Source organism: Saprospira grandis, from assembly GCF_027594745.1.
In the GTDB taxonomy this organism is placed as follows: Bacteria; Bacteroidota; Bacteroidia; order Chitinophagales; family Saprospiraceae; genus Saprospira; species Saprospira grandis.
In genome coordinates, this window is sequence record NZ_CP110854.1 from 3369651 (window position 1) to 3389175 (window position 19525).

16 protein-coding genes and 1 pseudogene are annotated in these 19525 nt (G+C 45.6%); 15 read left to right on the plus strand and 2 right to left on the minus strand.

Features of this window, described 5'->3' with window-relative positions; genetic code table 11:
• Positions 1-355 precede the first annotated feature (355 nt).
• Complete coding sequence (locus OP864_RS13245; RefSeq protein WP_270098638.1) at positions 356-1762, minus strand: FAD-binding oxidoreductase; 1407 nt, start codon at positions 1760-1762, stop codon at positions 356-358.
• A 314-nt stretch (positions 1763-2076) separates the two neighbouring features.
• Here OP864_RS13245 and argH point away from each other — a divergent pair, with 314 nt between their 5' ends.
• From argH to OP864_RS13325, 15 genes and pseudogenes are all read left to right on the plus strand, one after another.
• Complete coding sequence (argH, locus tag OP864_RS13250; protein WP_270098639.1) at positions 2077-3414, plus strand: argininosuccinate lyase; 1338 nt, start codon at positions 2077-2079, stop codon at positions 3412-3414.
• Positions 3415-3485: 71 nt separating this feature from the next.
• Positions 3486-4448, plus strand: a pseudogene (locus OP864_RS13255) (amidohydrolase family protein).
• 730 nt (positions 4449-5178) lie between these two features.
• Complete coding sequence (locus OP864_RS13265) at positions 5179-6078, plus strand: hypothetical protein (RefSeq protein ID WP_270098642.1); 900 nt, start codon at positions 5179-5181, stop codon at positions 6076-6078.
• Between the two features lie 177 nt (positions 6079-6255).
• Entirely contained in the window at positions 6256-6825 is a 570-nt protein-coding gene (locus OP864_RS13270; protein ID WP_270098643.1) for a hypothetical protein, read from the plus strand.
• Positions 6788-8707 carry a hypothetical protein gene (locus tag OP864_RS13275; RefSeq protein WP_270098644.1) on the plus strand — a complete coding sequence of 640 codons (1920 nt, stop codon included), beginning with the start codon at positions 6788-6790 and terminating at the stop codon, positions 8705-8707. The genes OP864_RS13270 and OP864_RS13275 overlap by 38 nt, the downstream gene beginning before the upstream one ends.
• A gap of 316 nt (positions 8708-9023) precedes the next feature.
• Positions 9024-9461 carry a hypothetical protein gene (locus tag OP864_RS13280; protein WP_270098645.1) on the plus strand — a complete coding sequence of 146 codons (438 nt, stop codon included), beginning with the start codon at positions 9024-9026 and terminating at the stop codon, positions 9459-9461.
• Between the two features lie 201 nt (positions 9462-9662).
• A complete protein-coding gene (locus OP864_RS13285; RefSeq protein ID WP_015693650.1) occupies positions 9663-10367 on the plus strand; it encodes a ClpP family protease in 705 nt (234 codons plus the stop codon).
• Between the two features lie 113 nt (positions 10368-10480).
• Positions 10481-11740, plus strand: a complete 1260-nt coding sequence (clpX, locus tag OP864_RS13290; RefSeq protein WP_270098646.1) for an ATP-dependent Clp protease ATP-binding subunit ClpX — start codon at positions 10481-10483, stop codon at positions 11738-11740.
• Between the two features lie 308 nt (positions 11741-12048).
• Positions 12049-13581 (plus strand): 2,3-bisphosphoglycerate-independent phosphoglycerate mutase, encoded by a 1533-nt coding sequence (gene gpmI / locus OP864_RS13295; protein ID WP_270098647.1) that lies wholly within the window; start codon positions 12049-12051, stop codon positions 13579-13581.
• Positions 13582-13586: 5 nt separating this feature from the next.
• Positions 13587-14474, plus strand: coding sequence for a cell division protein FtsX (locus OP864_RS13300; RefSeq protein WP_270098648.1), 888 nt, complete (start codon positions 13587-13589; stop codon positions 14472-14474).
• A 4-nt stretch (positions 14475-14478) separates the two neighbouring features.
• Positions 14479-14796, plus strand: coding sequence for a DUF3098 domain-containing protein (locus tag OP864_RS13305; RefSeq protein WP_270098649.1), 318 nt, complete (start codon positions 14479-14481; stop codon positions 14794-14796).
• Positions 14797-15293: 497 nt separating this feature from the next.
• Entirely contained in the window at positions 15294-16088 is a 795-nt protein-coding gene (locus OP864_RS13310) for an undecaprenyl-diphosphate phosphatase (protein WP_270098650.1), read from the plus strand.
• 34 nt (positions 16089-16122) lie between these two features.
• Positions 16123-16716 (plus strand): hypothetical protein, encoded by a 594-nt coding sequence (locus OP864_RS13315; RefSeq protein WP_270098651.1) that lies wholly within the window; start codon positions 16123-16125, stop codon positions 16714-16716.
• A gap of 2 nt (positions 16717-16718) precedes the next feature.
• Positions 16719-17981 (plus strand): vWA domain-containing protein, encoded by a 1263-nt coding sequence (locus OP864_RS13320; RefSeq protein WP_270098652.1) that lies wholly within the window; start codon positions 16719-16721, stop codon positions 17979-17981.
• 71 nt (positions 17982-18052) lie between these two features.
• Entirely contained in the window at positions 18053-18457 is a 405-nt protein-coding gene (locus OP864_RS13325) for a hypothetical protein (protein WP_015693659.1), read from the plus strand.
• Positions 18458-18468: 11 nt separating this feature from the next.
• On the opposite strand, the gene OP864_RS13330 is transcribed toward OP864_RS13325, so the two are convergent.
• Positions 18469-19488: a hypothetical protein gene (locus tag OP864_RS13330; RefSeq protein ID WP_270098653.1), complete on the minus strand. Its 1020-nt coding sequence runs from the start codon at positions 19486-19488 to the stop codon at positions 18469-18471.
• Positions 19489-19525 lie beyond the last annotated feature (37 nt).

Here is a 19525-nt window from a genome sequence, read left to right on the forward strand (position 1 = left end):
GGCCTGCGGCCACCCCCTGCCATCCCTCAGCCGAGGCGCTCTGGGCGGAGATGGCTCTGCTACAAGGGGGCAGGCCAGCTTGGCCAAAGCGCAGCAGCTCCATTTGGCCACAACAAGCCCTTTAGGGCGCAGCAGGTCCATTTGGCCTAGCGATGTGCAGCAGTGGCCCGCAGGGCCAGACCGAGCCAGCGAAGCTGGCGAAGGGCCGAGCGAATAGCGAGCTGCGGAACGTAGCGCCGCAAGGCGAAGCCGCAGCGGAGGCCCCAAACCATCAGCAAACTTTGCTCCTTTATGGAGAAGATGATGTAGATGGCCCAAAGAACTATTGCCCTAGGGGCGCTCGGAATAAACTGAGCTAAAGTACTTTATACGGATTGAGAATGCCTTTGGGGTCAAAACTCGCCTTAATATTTTTGAGTAGTTGCAGCGCGCTGGGCGCAAAAGCAATGTCCATATAAGGGCGCTGTACCAAACCGATGCCGTGCTCTCCAGAAATGGTGCCACCCAAACTAGTGGTCAGCTCAAAGATTTCTCGGATGCCCTTGGGCAGCTCATTTTGCCAAGCGTCTTCGCTCAATTGGCCCTTAATAATATTAACGTGTAAATTGCCATCGCCGGCATGGCCGTAGCAGATGGAGCTAAAGCCATATTTTGCGCCAATCTCTTTTACGCCCGCCAAAAGTTGGGGCAATTTGGCCCTGGGGACCACCGTATCTTCCTCCTTATATATAGAGTGACTTTTTACGGCCTGCCCGACATTGCGCCGACTTTGCCAAATTTGCCGCTGCTGCTCCTCATTGTCGGCAAAAAGCAGTTCTATGCAATCAAATTGGTCCAAGACTTCCTGAATCTTCTCGCAATCAGCATAAAGGGGCTCTAGATAATGCCCATCTACCTCAATAATGAGTTGGGCCGCCGTTTCTTCTGGAAGGGGCAAAGGGCTGCCGCCCATGTATTCAATGGCTCGATCTATAGCCGCCCGTTCCATAAATTCTAGGGCCGAGGGGGTAATTCCCGCCCGAAAAATAGCGGAAACTGCCGCGCAAGCCCCTTCTGCCGAGCGAAATGGGGCCAACATCAATAAGCGTTTGCTGGGCAAGGGGATCAGGCGAAGCACCGCCCGAACCACAATGCCCAAACAACCCTCACTCCCCACAATCAATTGGGTCAAATTAAAACCCGTCGAGTTTTTGAGGGTGTTGGCGCCGGTCCAAATGACTGAGCCATCGGCCAAGACCAGTTGCAGATTGAGCACATAGTCCTTAACCACCCCATACTTTAGGGCGCGGGGACCGCCCGCATTGGTCGCAATATTTCCCCCAATAAATGACCAGCCTCTGCTGGCTGGATCGGGTGGATAATAGAGGCCTTTTTCGGCCAGGGTATTTTGTAGCTCTTCCGTAATGACGCCAGCCTCTACCGTAACTTGCAAATTCTCCTCATCGATCTCTACAATCTGATTGAAGTTTTCCATGCTCAGCAAAACGCCCCCAGCTACAGGCAGGGCGCCACCCGCTAGGCCCGTTCCAGCTCCTCTGGGCGTAATGGGGATCTCATTTTCCCAACAATAACGAACAATAGCCTGCAGTTCTTCGAGTTGGGCGGGTTTCAATAGGATTTCGGCCAGAAAACAAAGGTCTTCGGTATGGTCCTGACCATATTGGGCCAAGACGTCTTGGGCGCTTGCTGCATTTTCGGGGGCCACAAACTGGGCTAAGGCCTCTTTTTCGGCCTCCGAAAGGATTCTTCTCTTGATGCTCATGTTTATACCGCTTTATATTATATGTATGATTAACGCAAAGAAAGAGATTATTGTTAAGTGGGTCAAGTTTAATCAACTTCCTAAGGCTTTGTTAAGATTTTATGGGTTTTACTTGCTTGGAATGTAGCCCGGGAGGCTAATCCAAGGGAGCAATACGGTTCCTTGGCTCCTTAACCCCCAACTAACAAAGGCTTAACATTAAATTAGGCCTTCAGATTTTACTCCTCCTCCTTAAGGGCTTAGCTTTGTGCCAATTTAGGACAAAGTAGGCAAGCAGTAGCTTACTATTTAGAACAACAGATAATATCCCTCTTATGAAGCTTTGGCAGAAAGATGGCGTGGCGGTGTCTAAGGAAATTGAACGTTTTACGATTGGCAAGGACCGAGAACTGGACCTCCTTTTGGCCAAACATGATGTTCGTGGAACATTAGCACATATTCAGATGCTAGAAAGCATCGATCTTCTAGGCAGCCAAGAGCTGCCTATTTTGCAGGCAGAACTCCGTAAAATACATGCAGAAATAGAAGCGGGGAATTTTGAGATAGAAGAGGGGATAGAGGATGTACATTCTCAGGTAGAGCTTTTATTGAGTCGAAGATTGGGTGATTTGGGCAAGAAGATTCATTCGGGCCGTTCGCGCAATGACCAAGTATTGTTGGACCTCAAGTTGTTCATTAGAGCGGAGATTCAGGAATTGGTGGAACTCGTGGTTCCGCTTTTTCATACCTTATTACAGCAGAGTGAAAAATACAAAGAGGTCTTATTGCCAGGCTACACGCATTATCAGGTAGCCATGCCTTCTTCTTTTGGGCTTTGGTTTGCGGCCTATGCCGAGAGTTTGGTCGATGATCTTTTAGTTTTGCAGGCGGCCTTTAAGGTAGCGAATAAAAACCCATTGGGATCGGCTGCGGGATATGGTTCTTCTTTTCCTTTGGACCGTCAGATGACCACTGATTTATTAGGTTTTGATAGTTTGAACTACAATGTGGTCTATGCCCAGATGGGGCGGGGCAAAACCGAGCGTTTGGTAGCCGAAGCCTTGGCCTCCATTGCGGGGACCTTGGCCAAGATGGCGCAGGATGTTTGTCTATATATTAGTCAGAACTTTGGCTTCATTAGCTTTCCGACTAGTTTGACCACGGGCTCGAGCATTATGCCGCACAAAAAGAATCCCGATGTCTTTGAGTTGATTCGGGCCAAGTGCAATAAGATCATGGCCTTGCCCAATGAGATCATGTTGATCACGGCCAATCTGGCTTCGGGCTATCATCGAGACCTACAGATCATCAAAGAGAGCTTCTTGCCGGTATTTGCGGAGATCAAAGATTGCGTAGCGATCACGGATTATAGTTTACAGCAGATAAAGGTCAAGCAAAACATTTTGGACCAAGAGAAGTATCGCTATCTCTTTTCTGTAGAAGTGGTCAATCAGATGGTTTTGGAGGGGATGACCTTCCGAGATGCCTATAAAAAGATTGGGGAAGACATTGAGGCGGGGCAATTTGAGCCGAGTCGAGATATTCAGCATCAGCATGAGGGCAGCATTGGTAATTTGTGTAATGATAAGATTGAGACCTTGATGCAGTCTACGCTCAAGGGCTTTTCATTCGATAAAATTGAGGCGGCATTGGCGGCCCTACTTAGCGATTAACTTTATATGGAGTTGGCGGAAACGTCAGCTCCTTTTTTTTTGTCAAATTTCTTCAAATAACAGCAACAGTTATGAATCCTAAGCAACTGGTTCAGGAAAAAATCAAAACATTAGGCGGATGGGTAAACACGCATGCGCATCTCGATCGGGCCTATACCCTTACGCCCGATAATTTCCAGTACAGTTATTCTTATCTCAAAGAAAAATGGCATTTGGTCGATGAGATGAAGCAGGCCGCCACGGTAGATGACATTTACCGCAGAATGTCGCAGGCCGTAGAGCTTTTTATTGAGCAGGGGGCGCAGGCCATTGGCACCTTCATTGACGTTGATGATAAGATTGAGGACAAGGCCATCAAGGCGGCCATGAAGATTAGAGAGAACTACAAAAACGACCTAGAGATTCGTTTTGCCAATCAGGTCCTCAAGGGCGTAATTGATCCCAAGGCCCGCAAATGGTTTGATATGTCGGTAGATTTTGTGGACATCATTGGCGGTTTGCCAGCCAAAGATTTCGGTCGAGAAGATGAGCATTTAGACATTTTGTTGTCTACGGCCAAGGAGAAGGGCAAACTCGTGCATGTGCATGTCGATCAGTTCAATACAGATGAAGAAAAGGAGACCGAGCAGCTCGCGCATAAAACCATAGAGCATGGCATGCAGGGCAAGGTATCAGCCATTCATTGTATTTCCTTGGCGGCCCATCCTCGTCAGTATCGGGAGTAGGTATATGAGTTGCTCAAGAAGGCGGAGGTACACATCATTTCTTGTCCTACGGCTTGGATTGACCACAACCGCACAGAGCGTTTGGCCCCCAGCCATAACTCCATTACGCCCGTAGACGAGATGGTGCCTGCGGGCCTCAATGTTGCTTTTGGCACAGACAATATTTGCGACATCTACAAGCCTTTTTCTGATGGCGACCTTTGGACCGAAATGCGGGTCATGTTAGAGGCTTGTCACTTTTATAATGTAGAGGAGTTGGCCAAGATTGCCACGGTAAACGGCCTTAAAGCTTTAGGCATCGAGAAATAGCGATTAGTTATTTCCAGCCACCCAATTAGAAAAGCCGTCTCTGTTTAGGAGGCGGCTTTTGCTGTTAGGATTGATCCTATTATTTTGGGGCCCGCGGCCGTCTCGGCTTCGCCTCGCTTGGCCGCCGCTATGCTGCGGGGCTCACAGGTCTGTTCGGCCCTGCAGCCGCCTTTGGCGGCTTTGGTCTGGCGCTTTGCGCCACCCCTGCGCAGCGCTGGGCCGCTCAACGGTCTTTTCCCTTTTGGCTTTCTTCTTTGGCGGTTGGGGGCCCATGGGCTGAAGCCCATGGTTGCGGGTCTGAGCAAACTGGCGGGCTAAAGCCCTTGTTTGCTATAAATGATAAAGCTGTTTATCACAACTCATTATGAGCCGATGGTTTTAACCATCGGCTCATATTTATTGTGCTTAGTATGGCCTCTTTTGTTGCTGTAGGTTTCAACCTACAGGTATATATCCATCCTACAGGCCCGAAGGGCCGCAGGCTTAGGGATGGACAGCAGTGGCCGTGAGGCCAGACCAAGCGGGCTACGCCCGCGCAGGGCCGAGCGACCCGACCAAAGGGAGCCGACGCAGCGAAGCAAGTAATAGCGAGCTGCGAAACAGCCCGGCCCGCCCATCGGGCGGGCAAGCCCCAGAAAATAAAAAATGAATAAACTTTAAGATATAACTTGCATTTGCGAAAAAAAGCCACTACTTTAGTCGTATCTAGTAACCGTAAAAACTTTAGCGTATGGCTTTTAAATCTAAAATTAAGTTAGATGAGCTAAAAAACTTGACCGAAGTGCAGTACATCAAGTTGATTGAGCGAGAGGTAAAACGGGCTGCTGCTTTTGGGCAAACTGGCGTTATCGTTTTATCTGATTATACTTTTAGTTGTGGTTCGCTAGGGACGTTAATTTTGCTGGGCAAATTATCTGGCTCCCTAATGAAATATTATAAGGGGCTAAAAACTGACCGAAAGGCAGAAAAAGACTTTGCCAAGGGAGTCTGTTATTTTCAGGAAGTAGAGGGGCAGCCGCCTATCATGCGCATTGCCTTAAATGACGGCAAGGGCAAGCCTGCAAAGATGAAGAAAAATGGCAAAAAGCTATTTAAGAAATTGGGCTTTACGGTAGACATCTTCAAGGGAGATTTGGGGCTGCAAGAAGTAGGTCTAGAAGCAGAAGAAATAGACCAAATAGAGGCCGAAGTAGAGCAAGAAAATGATGATCAAAAGATGATTAGCATTATCAGGGCCTACAAGAAAACCTTTGCCTTGGTCGCCAAGAATGTCATTCCCATACTTAAGGCCAAGACGCCAGAAAAAATTGAAGAGCGACATTATCAGTTATCGCTTCGCCTACTAAAACTCTCTAAATCCCTACAAGATAAATTGGAGGAAATCAGTGAAAAAAAACAGGAGAAATACAGCGCTTTTGTAGCAGAGGTGAAGGCCAAAGAACCTCGGCTAATTAAGATTGTGGCCAAGCTAAAACAGCATTTAAAAAACCGAACAGTAGAGGGGAATTTGGATGAAGTGCGGGGGGAACTCCACACTTTATTAAATGACTTAAACCAAAGTTCGAATAAATTACAATCACTTAAAAATGAACTTAAAACTAAATTTAAAGCCTATGGAATATCTATCTAAAATGAGCTTGCTTCTGCTAAGCATGAGTGGCTTTTTATTTTTCAGCAGCTGTGAGGAGGCCCCCCTCAAAAAACTATAGATAAGGATAGTCTAGCCGAACCTATTGTTGAGGGCGACACAACTTGGACCGATGGAAAGATTACAGAGTTATCTAGCAGCAAAATTGAAAATGACACAATGGAAGTAGCGCTGATGGTATATCATCCACAGAAAGAATCTAATGATGCGACTATAAGTATATATAAAGAAAGTTCAATATATAGTTTTGGTAGGAAAAGATTACTAAAATCCATCTCCACTTCTAAGCATTACTCTATAGTAATTGACTCTTTCCATGGATTAGACTTTTTTAATCCAAAAAATATTCCCATACAAGAATACGACTTAATAGAATACATGCCTAAAGACAACTATGCTTATACTAAGTCAATCCTTATGATAAGCAATACAAAAAATGATAGAGGACTTAGCTTTGACCCTAAAATCATCCCTGCTATAATAGAAAACGAATTCAATAAAAAACTAGATAGCGAGTCAATACATATAATCAGAAGGTCATATTTTCATATGAATGGCGATTACATATTTTCATATATTCAAAATGATACAGGATCTTATATATTGGCTGATAGTATATTAAAAAAAATGGATTTATTACCAAATCAATTCATAGAATCTTCTTACCGAACCCGAATCACTAAAATAAGTCATGGACAGAAAAGAAAAAATATTATCGGAAATAAGTAAAATTTTACTTGCCTTCAAGGAGGAGCAAGAAAATTACAAAAACCTTGTACACAAGCTTCGCAAACAAGAAATAAGCAACCCTTTAGATAAAGAGTTAAGTACGCAACGAGAATTTTATGAACAACAATTAAGAGAAACTGAAGCCTTTATTTCTGTTAATGAAGAGCTTGTAAAGGTCCTTCAGAGTGAAGAACTTAGTGATATAACAGCCTCCAGAGTACTCGATGCATTCCAAGATTCCAAAACGGTTGCCGATACATATACCAGTGCTATAAAGCAGGTCCTCTCAACTATTTTTGACTTTAGTGAAAGCTCCTTTGATTATGCAAAATGCATCCTAGATAGTCTAGATTTATCCGAAAGTATTCCTTCAGAAGGAGGAATAAAAGGCTATGTTGTTGAAAAAATAACTAATAAGGCAACAAAATTAGTCCAAAATCATTTACCTCTCTTTGATGAGGTTATCGAAATATTGACGGCACTAGCCCCCTCTTCTCCAGCTGCAATTACTAAAGCGAGCCTCAGTGCGTCCTTAGAGTTAGATATAAGGAAAAAACTAATGTATGAAAAAACAGAAGATCTAAAAGGTGTCACTAAAATCAACTTACAACTCAAGAGTTTTTTAAAAAAAATAAATTCGGATGAATCCTTAAGCCTGCCTAGTAAATATATCAAATTTAAGGTTTTCATAGAGTCTATTCATGAGGCCTCAGAGAATTTGGAAAAGTCAAATCTAACATTGGGCGATCAGGTCGATCGTTTGATGAAAGCCTCATTACAAGAACTTTTTGAAAAATCCAATACCTCTGTTGTTCAAATTTGTGAATATACCGCTTTTCCGCTGGATGGAAATATGGTTGATCCATCAAAAGTTATTAAGACAAAGTTTACAAATGATGAAGAAGTTAATGCCGAAATTTTCAGAATAGCATTCCCTGAGAAAACGACTCAAGTTGCATCTCTTCTTGAGTTAAAAAAAGTATTTCCCAATACAACTATTAGCTACAAAGGTCAAGGCGCAGCAAGTACGGGGATGGACCAATATGATGTATCCCAGAATTATGAATCATTGATGACAAAACCTAAAGAAGAAAGTAGAGGTAAAGACAAAAAAGCTAATTTTAATCAAACTGAAGACGGTTGCCCCTCTACAGCTTCTCAATATGCCAACTCCTTAGCCAAAAGACGGAGACAAGAGGCCCAAAATCGAGAAGAGCAAAAAGAAAGAATAGCTCTTCAAGCCAAAGCCAGAACTTTTGGAGTTGACCCAACAACAGTAAAATATGGCTCTCTTAAAGAGTTAAAAGAAATTATTGCGGAGCATGAGCTATTAGGTAAAATAAAGGGCTTTGCAAATCATGCAAGAGGGTATGGAGTGGATGAAGAAATAGTGCTTAGGCTCATTGCAGCTAGAGCGGAGGCTTCTAAATTTCATGAGGAAATTGCCAAGACCGATAAGTACAAGAAAGAAATTCAGACAAAAAAAGAGCTGCGTGATAAAAATGTTGCTTTTGGACAGGACCTTCAACTGAATAAGACCTATCTACTCAGTAATACCTTTGGTATTTACAGTAAAGAAGAGAGCAGATATGAAAAGGAGTTTGGTGGAATTTTACTCGATAACTTTCAGGCTAAAATCAAGGAGATGGCAGCGCGAATAGCAACTACCAAGGCTACACAATTGATTTTCAGAGCTACTTTTAGACATTCATACAATGAAGGTACAGTTAATGAGGTCTGCCAAAAATTGACAGAACGCTTAAATAACCACCTCAAAGAACTAAAAGGCAAAGACTTTCAACCTCTCAGCTATGTACTGAACGAAGTTAAACGCACAGAATCAAAAGATATGGCAGGTTACTTTGTTTTGCTTAAAGACTAAAGCCAACTCTCATTCTGCTAGCATTGCGAAGCAATGCCGCTGTTGTCTGGCTGATGGTTTCAAGTTGCAGCCACAGCTAGCAGGCGGCGAAGCCGCCGCAGGCTTAGGGATGGACAGCAGTGGCCGTCAGGCCAGACCAAGCGGGCTACGCCCGCGCAGGGCCGAGCGAATAGCGAGCTGCGAAACAGCCCGGCCCGCCCATCGGGCGGGCAAGCCCCAGAAAATAAATAAACTGCCTTTGTAACTTTTCTTTGTGCAAACATTAACTAAGACAAGTAATCAATTCATGATTGTAAGTTAGTTAACCACCTTTTGTATGAAGTACGTAGTTTTCATTTTGAGTATATGCTGCTCTTCTAGCTGTTTTTCTCAAGAAATTGATCTTCGGGAAATCGTAACCAAATTGCTAGAACATAAGGGAGTTCAAGCTTATTTGAAAACTAATGAATCCCCAGCTATTCCTATACGGATATTTGATATGTCAGATGTTTTAGCTGACACGACTATTTTTATTCAAAAAAAAGTGGTTATTGTAACATCTAAACCAACTGGGTTGATTAACCTGAATATGGGATATTTTAAAGAAGTATTTTTATCCGCTAAGTTTGAAGAAATAGATAAAAATACAAGTCTTATTGAAGGCGCATTTATCAGCTATGGCTGCCAACCTCTGAGCCTGAAATCTTTTTCTATAGTTTATAAAGAGGAAAATTCAGAGATTGAGCTTGAGTGTTGTGGAGATGCAAGTTGGTAGTCTAGATGAAAGTAAGCAGGCCAAAAAATAAGCCTCGCTGCCTAGTTTTGCCCCTTCTTCTCAGCAAAACTGACGATTTGTCAGAAAAAAAGCCTTGGCACAACTTTAATGTTGCAAGATTGTATATAAAAATGTAGTTTAAGCGCCTAAAAGGGCTAAACCGCAACCCCATACAAATCCTTCAGTAAAAAATCGCTTTTTATGTTTGATCAAAATGAATTTAAGAAGTACGCTGTCAAGCATCTTAATATGGACAGCCTACACCTAGAACAATACGCACAGCAATCTACTCGCGGCATGATGCCTCGCATCCCTCAAATTGGCAACTTTACGCCCAATGTGATTGAGGAGCGCCAAATGAATGTAGCTGCCGTAGACGTTTTCTCTCGCCTGATGATGGACCGCATTATCTTTCTTGGCGTAGGCATCAACGATTATGTAGCCAATGTGGTGCAAGCGCAGTTGCTTTTCTTGGAGTCTACCGACCCCAAAAGAGATGTGCAGATTTTTGTCAATAGCCCCGGTGGCTCTGTGATCGCAGGTCTAGGGATTTATGACACTATGCAGTATATTGCCCCCGATGTGGCCACAATTTGTACCGGTTTGGCGGCCTCTATGGGCGCTGTACTTTTGGCCGCTGGAGAAAAAGGAAAACGGAGCTGTTTGCCTCACTCTAGAGTGATGATCCACCAGCCTTTGGGCGGTATGCAAGGACAGGTTTCTGATATGGAAATCTCTTACAAATTGATCAAAGAGCTCCAAAAAGAACTCTATGACATTTTAGCTAGCCATACGGGCCAACCCTATGATGTAATTGAAAAAGATTGTGACCGTGACAACTGGATGCGCGCCAATGCCGCTAAAGAATACGGCCTGGTGGATGAAGTACTCAGCCGCCAAAAATAAGGGCTAATCAACTGCCCAATCGTTCAGCCCATTGATGCCCCAGGCCTCAAGGGCTGAACCTTTTTAAGTGAGTGCCTAGCCAAGAGGCAAGGCTAAATAATGAACCAAGAAGAATGTCTAAAAAACAAAAAGAACCCCACTGCTCTTTTTGCCAACGCCCCAAGTCTGAGGCCCAAATGCTAATCGCTGGCATCGAAGGCTATATCTGTGAGTTTTGTGTAGAGCAAGCCCATGCCATTATTAGCGAAGAACTGTTGCAGCCCAAAGGCGAAACATTTGACGCAGAAGCCCTGCCCGAACTGCTCCGCCCAATGGATATTAAGGCGCATCTGGACCAATACGTGATTGGCCAAGAACAAAGTAAAAAGATTCTGGCCGTGGCCGTTTATAACCACTATAAACGCATCCGCGAAGAAGCTAAACACCAAAAGAAAATCCAAGAAGAGGAGATCGTAGAGGTCGAAAAATCTAATGTGATTATGGTCGGCCGTACCGGAACAGGAAAAACCCTGCTGGCCAAAACAATCGCCAAAATGCTTAATGTCCCCTTCACGATCGTCGATGCCACCGTCTTTACTCAAGCCGGCTATGTGGGCGAAGATGTGGAAAGTATGCTGACCCGCCTCTTGCAAGCTTGCGACTATGATGTGGCCGCCGCTGAAAGAGGAATTGTCTATATCGACGAAATTGATAAAATTGCCCGCAAAGGCGATAATCCCTCTATCACTAGAGATGTTTCTGGCGAAGGCGTGCAGCAATCACTGCTCAAAATGCTAGAAGGTACCGATGTTTTGGTTCCCCCTCAAGGTGGCCACAAACATCCAGAACAAAAAATGGTGAAACTCAATACCAAAAATATTCTCTTTATCTGTGGCGGCGCTTTTGCCGGCGTAGAAAAAAATATCGCCCGAAGAATCAATAGCCAAGTCATTGGCTTTGCTAAGGAAGAGGAGGAAAGAGTGGACCGCGAAGATCTCTTGCAGTTCGTTAGCCATCATGACCTCAAGTCTTTTGGCCTTATTCCCGAATTGCTCGGCCGAATGCCCGTGCTCACTTACCTCAACCCCCTCGATCGTGCGACCCTGCGCTCTATTCTCACAGAGCCCAAAAATGCCCTGATCAGACAATATCAACGCTTATTCGAACTCGAAGGAATCCGCCTCGAAATTGAAGAAGCTGCCCTCGATTTTATCGTGGACAAAACCCTAGATTATAATCTCGGCGCCCGTGGCCTCCGCTCTATCTGCGAAGCCATTATGACCGATGCCATGTTTGAGTTGCCCTCGCAAGAGGTCGATGAGTTTATCCTAACGCTCGATTATGCCAAGGAAAAACTCAGCAAACGCAAGCTAGCTAGCATGAGCGCCGCCTAATTGTAATTAGTCATACATTATCTAGAGATGAGTTTCTCCCCGCAGAAGCTCATCTCTTTTTTTACTATTTTTAGGGGCCTCCCGCCTTCGGCGGGCGCTACGTTCGGCAGCTCGCTGTTCGCTCGGCCCTGCGCAAAAACAAGTTTTGCTTGGTCTGCGGCTGCGCCGCACTGCCTACCATCGCTAGGCCAGTCGCTTCGCTCCTATGCGGGCCTTCGGCCCTGCTAAACGCAAAAGATAGGGCCAGTTAAATGAGTTCAAGAACTTCTTTATTATCTTTGCTCCTCCTCATTACTTAATTTCGTTTTATGTCTACTTTTCAACGTTTTGCCTTAGTCATTCTAGACGGTTGGGGCCTTGGCCCAGACCCCCAGCGTAGCGCTTTGGCCCAAGCAAATACGCCTTTCATTAATAGCCTGTTGCGCAATTATCCCAATAGCCAATTGACTACTTTTGGGCAGGCCGTTGGCCTGCCCAAAGGCCAAATGGGCAACTCCGAAGTGGGACATATTCACTTGGGCGCAGGCCGTGTGGTTTATCAAGAACTCACAAGAATCAATAAAGAAATTGTAGAGGGCCGTTTCTTTGAGCAAAAACAACTCAAAGCCGCTATGCAAGCGAGCAAAGCCTCTAAATTGCATTTAGTGGGCCTCCTCTCCGATGGTGGGGTGCATGCCCATATCGACCACCTCAAGGCACTCTCCCAAATGGCCAAGGAAGAAGGCCTCGAAAAGGTATTTATTCACGCTATTACCGATGGCCGAGATACCGCCCCCGATGGCGGTAAACAATTTATTCAAGAGCTAGAAAATAGCATCGCCCAACACCCTAGCCAAATCGCCTCTGTTATTGGTCGCTATTATGCTATGGACCGAGACCAGCGCTGGGAACGTACCCAAAAAGCCTATGCGCTCTGGACCCAAGGCCAAGGTACTGCCGTAAACTCTGCCCAAGAAGCTATCGAAAAGAGTTATGCAGCCGGCCAAAGCGATGAGTTTGTCGAGGCTTATTATATGCAAGATGACAAAGGCCAACCCTTGGCCCAAATTGAAGCGGGAGATGTAGTCATTTTCTATAATTTCCGCACCGACCGCCCCCGCCAAATTTGCCGCGCTTTGGTCGAAGAGGCCTTCCCAAATGAAGGAATGCAGCCCCTAGATATTAGTTTGTATAGCATGACCCGCTATGACGAAAGTTTTCAGAAAACTCAAGTCATTTATGAAAAGCAAGATCTTAGTCAAACCTTAGGCGAATGTCTGGCCCAGGCCGGCAAAAGCCAAATCCGCATTGCCGAAACCGAAAAGTATCCGCATGTCACTTTCTTTTTTAATGGAGGCCGAGAAGAGCCTTACCCCAAAGAAAGACGGATCATTATCCCTTCGCCCAAAGTGGCCACCTACGATTTGCAGCCAGAAATGAGCGCTTATCCGCTCACCAACCGCATTATTGAGGAACTCAAAGACCAAGAACCCGATTTCCTTTGCCTCAATTATGCCAATGCCGATATGGTGGGCCATACTGGCGTTTTTGAGGCCGCTATCAAAGCTGCCGAGGCGGTAGATGAATGTCTACAAAAGTTGGTACATCAGCTTATCCAACAAAATTATGGGATGATTATTCTGGCCGATCATGGGAACTCTGATTATATGATTAATGATGATGGCAGTCCACATACGGCCCATACCACCAATCCCGTTCCCTGTATTTTTGTGGCCAAAGATGTCGATAACTACCAAATCAAAGATGGGAGCTTGGCCGATATTGCCCCCACAATTTTAGCGGCAATGAACTTGCCCGTTCCCGAGCTGATGCAGGGCCAAAACTTATTGACAAACGATTAGAAGAGATGCCTTTAGCTGCTGCCAAAAAAGAACAAAATTTATATCCCAAAAAGGGCCGCCACAATAGCTACGCCTTTTTGGCCCTTAGTCTGCTGCTCTATTTGTTGGGTGGACTGCTTTTGCTATCTACCTATGGTCAATCGAGCCTCAAACAACTGCGAGAAAGTATTCCCTTTTATATAGAATTGGCCGATGGGGCCAATGAGGCCGAGGTCTTCCGCTTCCAAAAGGAGCTGGCTAGTCAAGATTATATTAAAGAGGGGAGTTTGCAGTATATTTCTAAAGAAGAAGCCCTAGAAGAGATGTTGGCTGATGGCGACCTCAAAGAGGAAGACATTTTGGTCCTTGGCGAAAACCTTTTGCCCAACGCCATTAGCTTTCAGATGAAGAGCGAAGCTTTGGGCCAATATGCCAAACAGCTAGAAGCCTTGGAAAAAGAGGACTTTGTGGTAGAGGTAAGCTATGCAAAAACTCCTTTGTTGGGCGGAGAAGATTGGCTGAGCCGCCTGAGTTGGCTGAGCAGTATTTTTGTCCTCTTTTTTGTTTTGCTGGCCCTCACACTGCTGCGGCATCATCTGCGGTTGCAGCTACTCAGCAACCGAGAACAAATTGAATTACTGCAAATTGTTGGGGCCAATCCCGATTTTTTGCGCCGCCCTTTTTTGCAAAAAAGTATTTATAATGGCTTATATTGCGGGGCCTTGGCCAGTCTTGCCCTCTTATTGAGCATTTGGGCCTTGGGATTTTGGCCCTACCTCAGTTTTGGCGCTCTCCTCAGCAATAGTTTGTTGCTTTTGGCCTTTGGCCTGGGGATTTCCTGGCTAAGCAGTTGGTATAGCTTAAAAAAATATTTGGCCCAACCCCTTTCTTTTTGGAGCCAAGAACAAAAATAATAGCATGAGTAGAAGAACTAAAAAAGAGCAGCCAGAGCTGCTATATGGTAAAAAACATTATATGATGATGGGCGCTGCCGTTTTGTTGGTCATCGTCGGCTTTTTCCTTATGTCTGGTGGCGGAATGGAAGACCCCAATGTTTGGAAAGCCGAAGAAATCTATAGCTTCCGCCGAATTACGCTGGCTCCTTTTGTGGTCCTTTTGGGCTTGGGTGTTTTTGCCTATGCGCTATTTTTCCAAACGCCAGAAGATAAGGCGGCAGAGCAGGCTTATCAAGAGCAGTATCCTGCAGAAGAAATAGAAGCGCCCAAAACGATTTAGTCATCAGGCTGATATAAGGGATTTGGGGCCCGCGGCCAGCTTGCTGGCCGCCGCTATGCTGCGGGGCTCACAAGACTGTTCGGCCCTTCAGCCGCCTATGGCGGCTTCGGTCTGGCCTTTGGCCACCCCTTCGCAGCGCTGGGCCGCTCAACCGTCTTTTCTCTTTTGGCCCTATTCTTTGGCTGCGGGGCTTCCCCTTTTAAGCGGTATTCGTCGCTAAGCTCCTCATGCGTAGATAGTTCCCGCCCACCCACCCCTCTACGGGATTCCTTAGGGAATCCCTTCGGGGGGCGCTTGGGCATTTTCTGGTCCTGAAGGCGCGAAGCGCCTTGGCTGAGGGATGGATAGCAGTGGCCCGAAGGGCCAGACCCAGCCGCCGAAGGCGGCGCAGGGCCGAGCGAACAGCGAGCTGCGACACAGCCCGACCCGCCCGTAGGGCGGGGCAGCCCCAAAAAAATAAAAAAGAAAACCGCAGTTGTCAAAGCGGTAAAAAAGGCATGGAAAACTACATCTACAACATCATTCTAGGCATTGTACAGGGCCTAACCGAATACCTACCTGTGAGCAGTAGCGGCCATATTGAGCTGGCCAAATATTTTTTGGGTTATACGCCAAAAGACAGCCTGACCCTATCGGTCGTTTTGCATGTGGCCACCGTGATTAGTACCTTGATTGTGCTTTGGAAAGAAGTGGCGAGGGTGCTCAAGGGGCTCTTTCAGTTTGCTTGGAATGAAGAGCTGCAGTTTTCGCTCAAAGTGGTCATTTCTATGTTGCCAGCGGCAGTAGTGGGCCTCTTATTCGATGAGCAAATCGAGCAACTTTTTGAGGGACAAATTATTTTGGTGGGTGGCATGCTTTGGCTAACGGGAGCTTTACTCTTTTTGGCGGATCGGGCAAAAATGACCAACAAAAAAGTGAGTTATAAAGATGCCTTTTTGATTGGTTTATCTCAGGCCGTGGCGCTTTTGCCGGGAGTTTCTCGCTCGGGTTCTACGATTTCGACCTCCGTTTTGCTCAAAATTGACAAAGAAGAGGCGGCTCGTTTTTCCTTCCTCATGGTCATTCCCTTAATTTTGGGCAAGCTGGCTAAAGATTTGCTCAGTGGAGATTTAGAGCTAAATACAGCAGAGAGTTTACCTTTGTTGGCGGGCTTTTTTGCGGCCTTGATTGTGGGTGTTTTTGCCTGTAGCTGGATGCTCAACTTGGTCAAAAAAGGGAAATTGCTCTATTTTTCTATTTATTGCTTTGTTGTGGGAGGGCTAGCTATCTTGGCCAAATTGTTCCTGGGCTAGTTGGACCAAAACAAAGCGAAGATGAGATTTGCTTATGTCCAGAAAGATATTGACAAGCCTATTTGTTTGCTTTTTTGCCCTAGGGCTTTGGGGGCAAGAGGGGCCAAAATTTTGGTTGCCCAACGGCTCTTTTGAGGGAGCGCCTAGAGATGCGCTCAATCCGGAGGGTTGGGAAAGCAGCAGTTATAATTCTACCCCAGATATTTTGCCGGGACCTTGGGGGGTGTATCAGCGCCCAACAGATGGCAATACTTTTATGGGACTGATTTGTCGAGAAGACGGCACTTTTGAGTCGGTAGCGGCCAAATTGCCCAAGGCCCTAAAAAAAGATAAATGTTATAAATTTGAATTGGACCTCTCTCGTTCGCAGGCCTATGCGGGCTATACGGGGGCGGCCTGTTTTCGTTTGTGGGGCGCCAAAACTGCGGAGGAGCCTTTGCAGTTATTGGCCAGCTCGGCGCCAATTAGCCATTACGAATGGAAAACATATCAGTTCAACTTCATTACTAAGGCCAAATATTCCTATATTATTATAGAATGTTACTACAAAACGCCAACATTGCTTCCTTATCGGGGCAATATCCTGATTGATCGCTTTTTGTATTTTGAATATTGTGAACGCGCTTAGTTATGTCTCAAAAAATACTTGATGAATTAGCCAAAACGAGCATTCAGCTGATGCTGAAAGAGGCTTTTTATGGTCATTTTTTCTCTTCTTTATTGCGAGATGTCAGTCAGGATACCGAAAGCATGGCCCTGCGTTTGGGCGGCAGCCAAATGCTCAAGCTCTTGGTAAACCCTAGCTATTGGGAGGAAAAGCTCAAGGGGGCAACGCCCAAGCAAACCGCGGCACTGCGTTATGGGGCCATCAAGCATCAGATTTTACATATTGTGTTTAAGCATATTTTGCGGGCCAGGGATTTTGGGAACAAGCAACTCTATGGCATTGCCGCCGATTTGGCCGTCAACCAATATATTGATTCGGACCAATTGGAAGAAGAAGCTATACGTTTAGAAGATTTTCCCGATTTCTCGCTAGAGCGGGGCCAAAGCCTAGATTACTACTACAAACGCCTATCTGATGAACTAGAAGAGATGATGAATGGGGGAGGAGGTAGCGAAGAAAATGATGAATTTAACTCGGCCCAACAAAAGTTGCAGGCGCTTTTAGAAGAGGAACACCCCCATTTGGAGCAGCATGCTTTTTGGGATGATATTCAGCAGCAGAGCCCCTCGGAGCAAAAAATTATAGAGGCCTTTGTCAATGATGCCATCCAAAATAGCTTAGAGCGCTTAAAGACGAGAAATTACACGAATTTGCCGGCCCAATTGCAGGAGTATTTGGACCAACTGATGAAGAGTTTGCAGCCCAGCATCAATTGGCGCAGAACCCTGCGGCTTTTTGCGGCATCTAGTAGCCGAACCCGCATCAGAAACACGATCAAAAAGCCCTCTAAGCGCTATGGGACAAGCCCCGGAATTAAGATTCAGCGCAAACAAAAAATTGGGGTGGCCCTAGATAGCTCGGGCTCCGTCAATCAAGAAGAATTGCAGCTCTTTTTTAGTGAGCTCTATCATATTTGGAAACAAGGGGCCGAAATTATGGTAGTCGAATGCGATGTCGATATCCAACGCATTTATCCCTACAGAGGCAGAACGCCCGAGCTGGTCCAAGGGCGTGGCGGTACCCGTTTTGATGCCCCCATCAAATGGGCCAATGAAGATTATCGCCCCGATGCCTTAATTTATTTTACCGATGGCTTTGCCGCCAAACCCGAAGTCCGCTGCCGGGTCCCATTGCTCTGGATGATTAGCCCCAATGGCTTGGGCACCGAAAATTGGGAGAGCCTGCCCGGCCGAAAAGTTAAAATGCAAAGCAAAGGCGGTTTCTAAATTTTTTTGTATCATTGAAGATGTAGATCGGCAAAAAATAGGTCTACTATTGTACACCCAATTCATATCCTATGAAACAAATTTACCTACTCTGCTTTAGCCTGCTTTTTATGGCTTGCCAAGGCGATGCCCCCCAAACAGAAACAGCCGCTTTAACTAAGGAAAAACTGACTGGCGAATGGCTTTGCGTGGCGGGCAGCATTGATGGCAATAGCGAAGATGTGCTCTTTGTCGAAGATTCCGCCAAGCAACAGGCTGGTGCAAGACTCAAGTTTTTGGCCGAGGAACAACTCGACTTTGCCTTGCTCGAACAGTTTGGCCTGAATAATCCAGAAGCCTATAAAATTGAAGATAAGCAACTGATTATTGCTGGCGGACAACTCAAAATTGATGTGCTAGAAGCTAAAGAGGACGAACTGCAGCTCAAAATCTTTTTTGAGGATAAAGATATTCGCATGCAGCTCAAAAAGCAGTAAAACTATTGGTCCTAATGACACCAATCGTAGAAAAAGTCTTTGTAACGAAGACAAAGGGAGTCCGGAAAGGGCTCCTTTTCTCTTTGTGCCCTATAGGCCGCATCTAGTTTTACCGTAATATAATAAACCTCTAATGAGTTGACTCCCTCCAATTCGTAAAAACTATCTAGCCGATGTACCAAGCTGTCAATGTCATGATGAAAGGGACTCTCTTTTTTCTCTTCTTCGGTTAAGCCCTCTGCCAAAATGTCTTTGCTTTGCCCCGAAGGCATAATCAGCATGAATCCCCCAATGCCTACGGCCACTACAATCAATCCAATTACCCTTTGCTCGGCTACTAAGCCCGCAGCCAAGCCCCCCAATACAAAAAGGACCAAAACCACCGAGATAATTTTACGGGTGGTTGGGTGCATGCTGCCTTGCCCCGTTCCCGCTTCAGGCTCCTCAAAAACAAACCCAATTACCGGAAGAGCCCGCAGGGTTTCCATCTCAAATTGTTTGGTAATAAAGGTTTCATCGGCCTTTTTTCCCTGTGTAACTACAAAAACAACAATGATAATCGGAATCAAAATTAAACGCGGAATCCGTCCCTTATTGGTCCGAAACCAAATTAAACTAAAGGGAATCAAAATCCATAAAATCCGAATAATCGAATGCAAGCTGTAAGAGGTCTCGGCCCCATTCAAATCGGCACTGTTAAACATACAGCGAAGCAGCCACCAATAAGAAGAGGCCGTCAAGCCAATCCAGTTGCCCAAAAAACTAATACTCACTAAGGGAACCTGGAAAATTAAGGCCACCACATTGACAAAAATAAATAGGGCCGTGGGCACCACAATAAACCAAATAAAAGACCCCACAATCCCCCGAGTAATCGCAATCGCACGGTCTACCCCACGCACCTCTAAGTAGTTGTTCAAACGAGAGATGAGGAAGAGCAAAACAATCAAAGCCACAAATAACCCCATCAAAAGAACAGGAGAGGTCAGTAGCTGCTGAACAAGGTCTAACCAAGATTTTAATAGTAACATGGACAAGGCTTTGTCCTAAAAGTACAAAAAAAAAGAG

What these genes read in the sequence shown, in the direction of transcription:
- OP864_RS13245 (WP_270098638.1), bottom strand. Translation starts at nt 1,762, where the DNA reads ATGAGCATCAAGAGAAGAATCCTTTCGGAGGCCGAAAAAGAGGCCTTA.
- argH (WP_270098639.1), top strand. Translation starts at nt 2,077, where the DNA reads ATGAAGCTTTGGCAGAAAGATGGCGTGGCGGTGTCTAAGGAAATTGAA.
- OP864_RS13265 (WP_270098642.1), top strand. Translation starts at nt 5,179, where the DNA reads ATGGCTTTTAAATCTAAAATTAAGTTAGATGAGCTAAAAAACTTGACC.
- OP864_RS13270 (WP_270098643.1), top strand. Translation starts at nt 6,256, where the DNA reads ATGGAAGTAGCGCTGATGGTATATCATCCACAGAAAGAATCTAATGAT.
- OP864_RS13275 (WP_270098644.1), top strand. Translation starts at nt 6,788, where the DNA reads ATGGACAGAAAAGAAAAAATATTATCGGAAATAAGTAAAATTTTACTT.
- OP864_RS13280 (WP_270098645.1), top strand. Translation starts at nt 9,024, where the DNA reads ATGAAGTACGTAGTTTTCATTTTGAGTATATGCTGCTCTTCTAGCTGT.
- OP864_RS13285 (WP_015693650.1), top strand. Translation starts at nt 9,663, where the DNA reads ATGTTTGATCAAAATGAATTTAAGAAGTACGCTGTCAAGCATCTTAAT.
- clpX (WP_270098646.1), top strand. Translation starts at nt 10,481, where the DNA reads ATGTCTAAAAAACAAAAAGAACCCCACTGCTCTTTTTGCCAACGCCCC.
- gpmI (WP_270098647.1), top strand. Translation starts at nt 12,049, where the DNA reads ATGTCTACTTTTCAACGTTTTGCCTTAGTCATTCTAGACGGTTGGGGC.
- OP864_RS13300 (WP_270098648.1), top strand. Translation starts at nt 13,587, where the DNA reads ATGCCTTTAGCTGCTGCCAAAAAAGAACAAAATTTATATCCCAAAAAG.
- OP864_RS13305 (WP_270098649.1), top strand. Translation starts at nt 14,479, where the DNA reads ATGAGTAGAAGAACTAAAAAAGAGCAGCCAGAGCTGCTATATGGTAAA.
- OP864_RS13310 (WP_270098650.1), top strand. Translation starts at nt 15,294, where the DNA reads ATGGAAAACTACATCTACAACATCATTCTAGGCATTGTACAGGGCCTA.
- OP864_RS13315 (WP_270098651.1), top strand. Translation starts at nt 16,123, where the DNA reads ATGTCCAGAAAGATATTGACAAGCCTATTTGTTTGCTTTTTTGCCCTA.
- OP864_RS13320 (WP_270098652.1), top strand. Translation starts at nt 16,719, where the DNA reads ATGTCTCAAAAAATACTTGATGAATTAGCCAAAACGAGCATTCAGCTG.
- OP864_RS13325 (WP_015693659.1), top strand. Translation starts at nt 18,053, where the DNA reads ATGAAACAAATTTACCTACTCTGCTTTAGCCTGCTTTTTATGGCTTGC.
- OP864_RS13330 (WP_270098653.1), bottom strand. Translation starts at nt 19,488, where the DNA reads ATGTTACTATTAAAATCTTGGTTAGACCTTGTTCAGCAGCTACTGACC.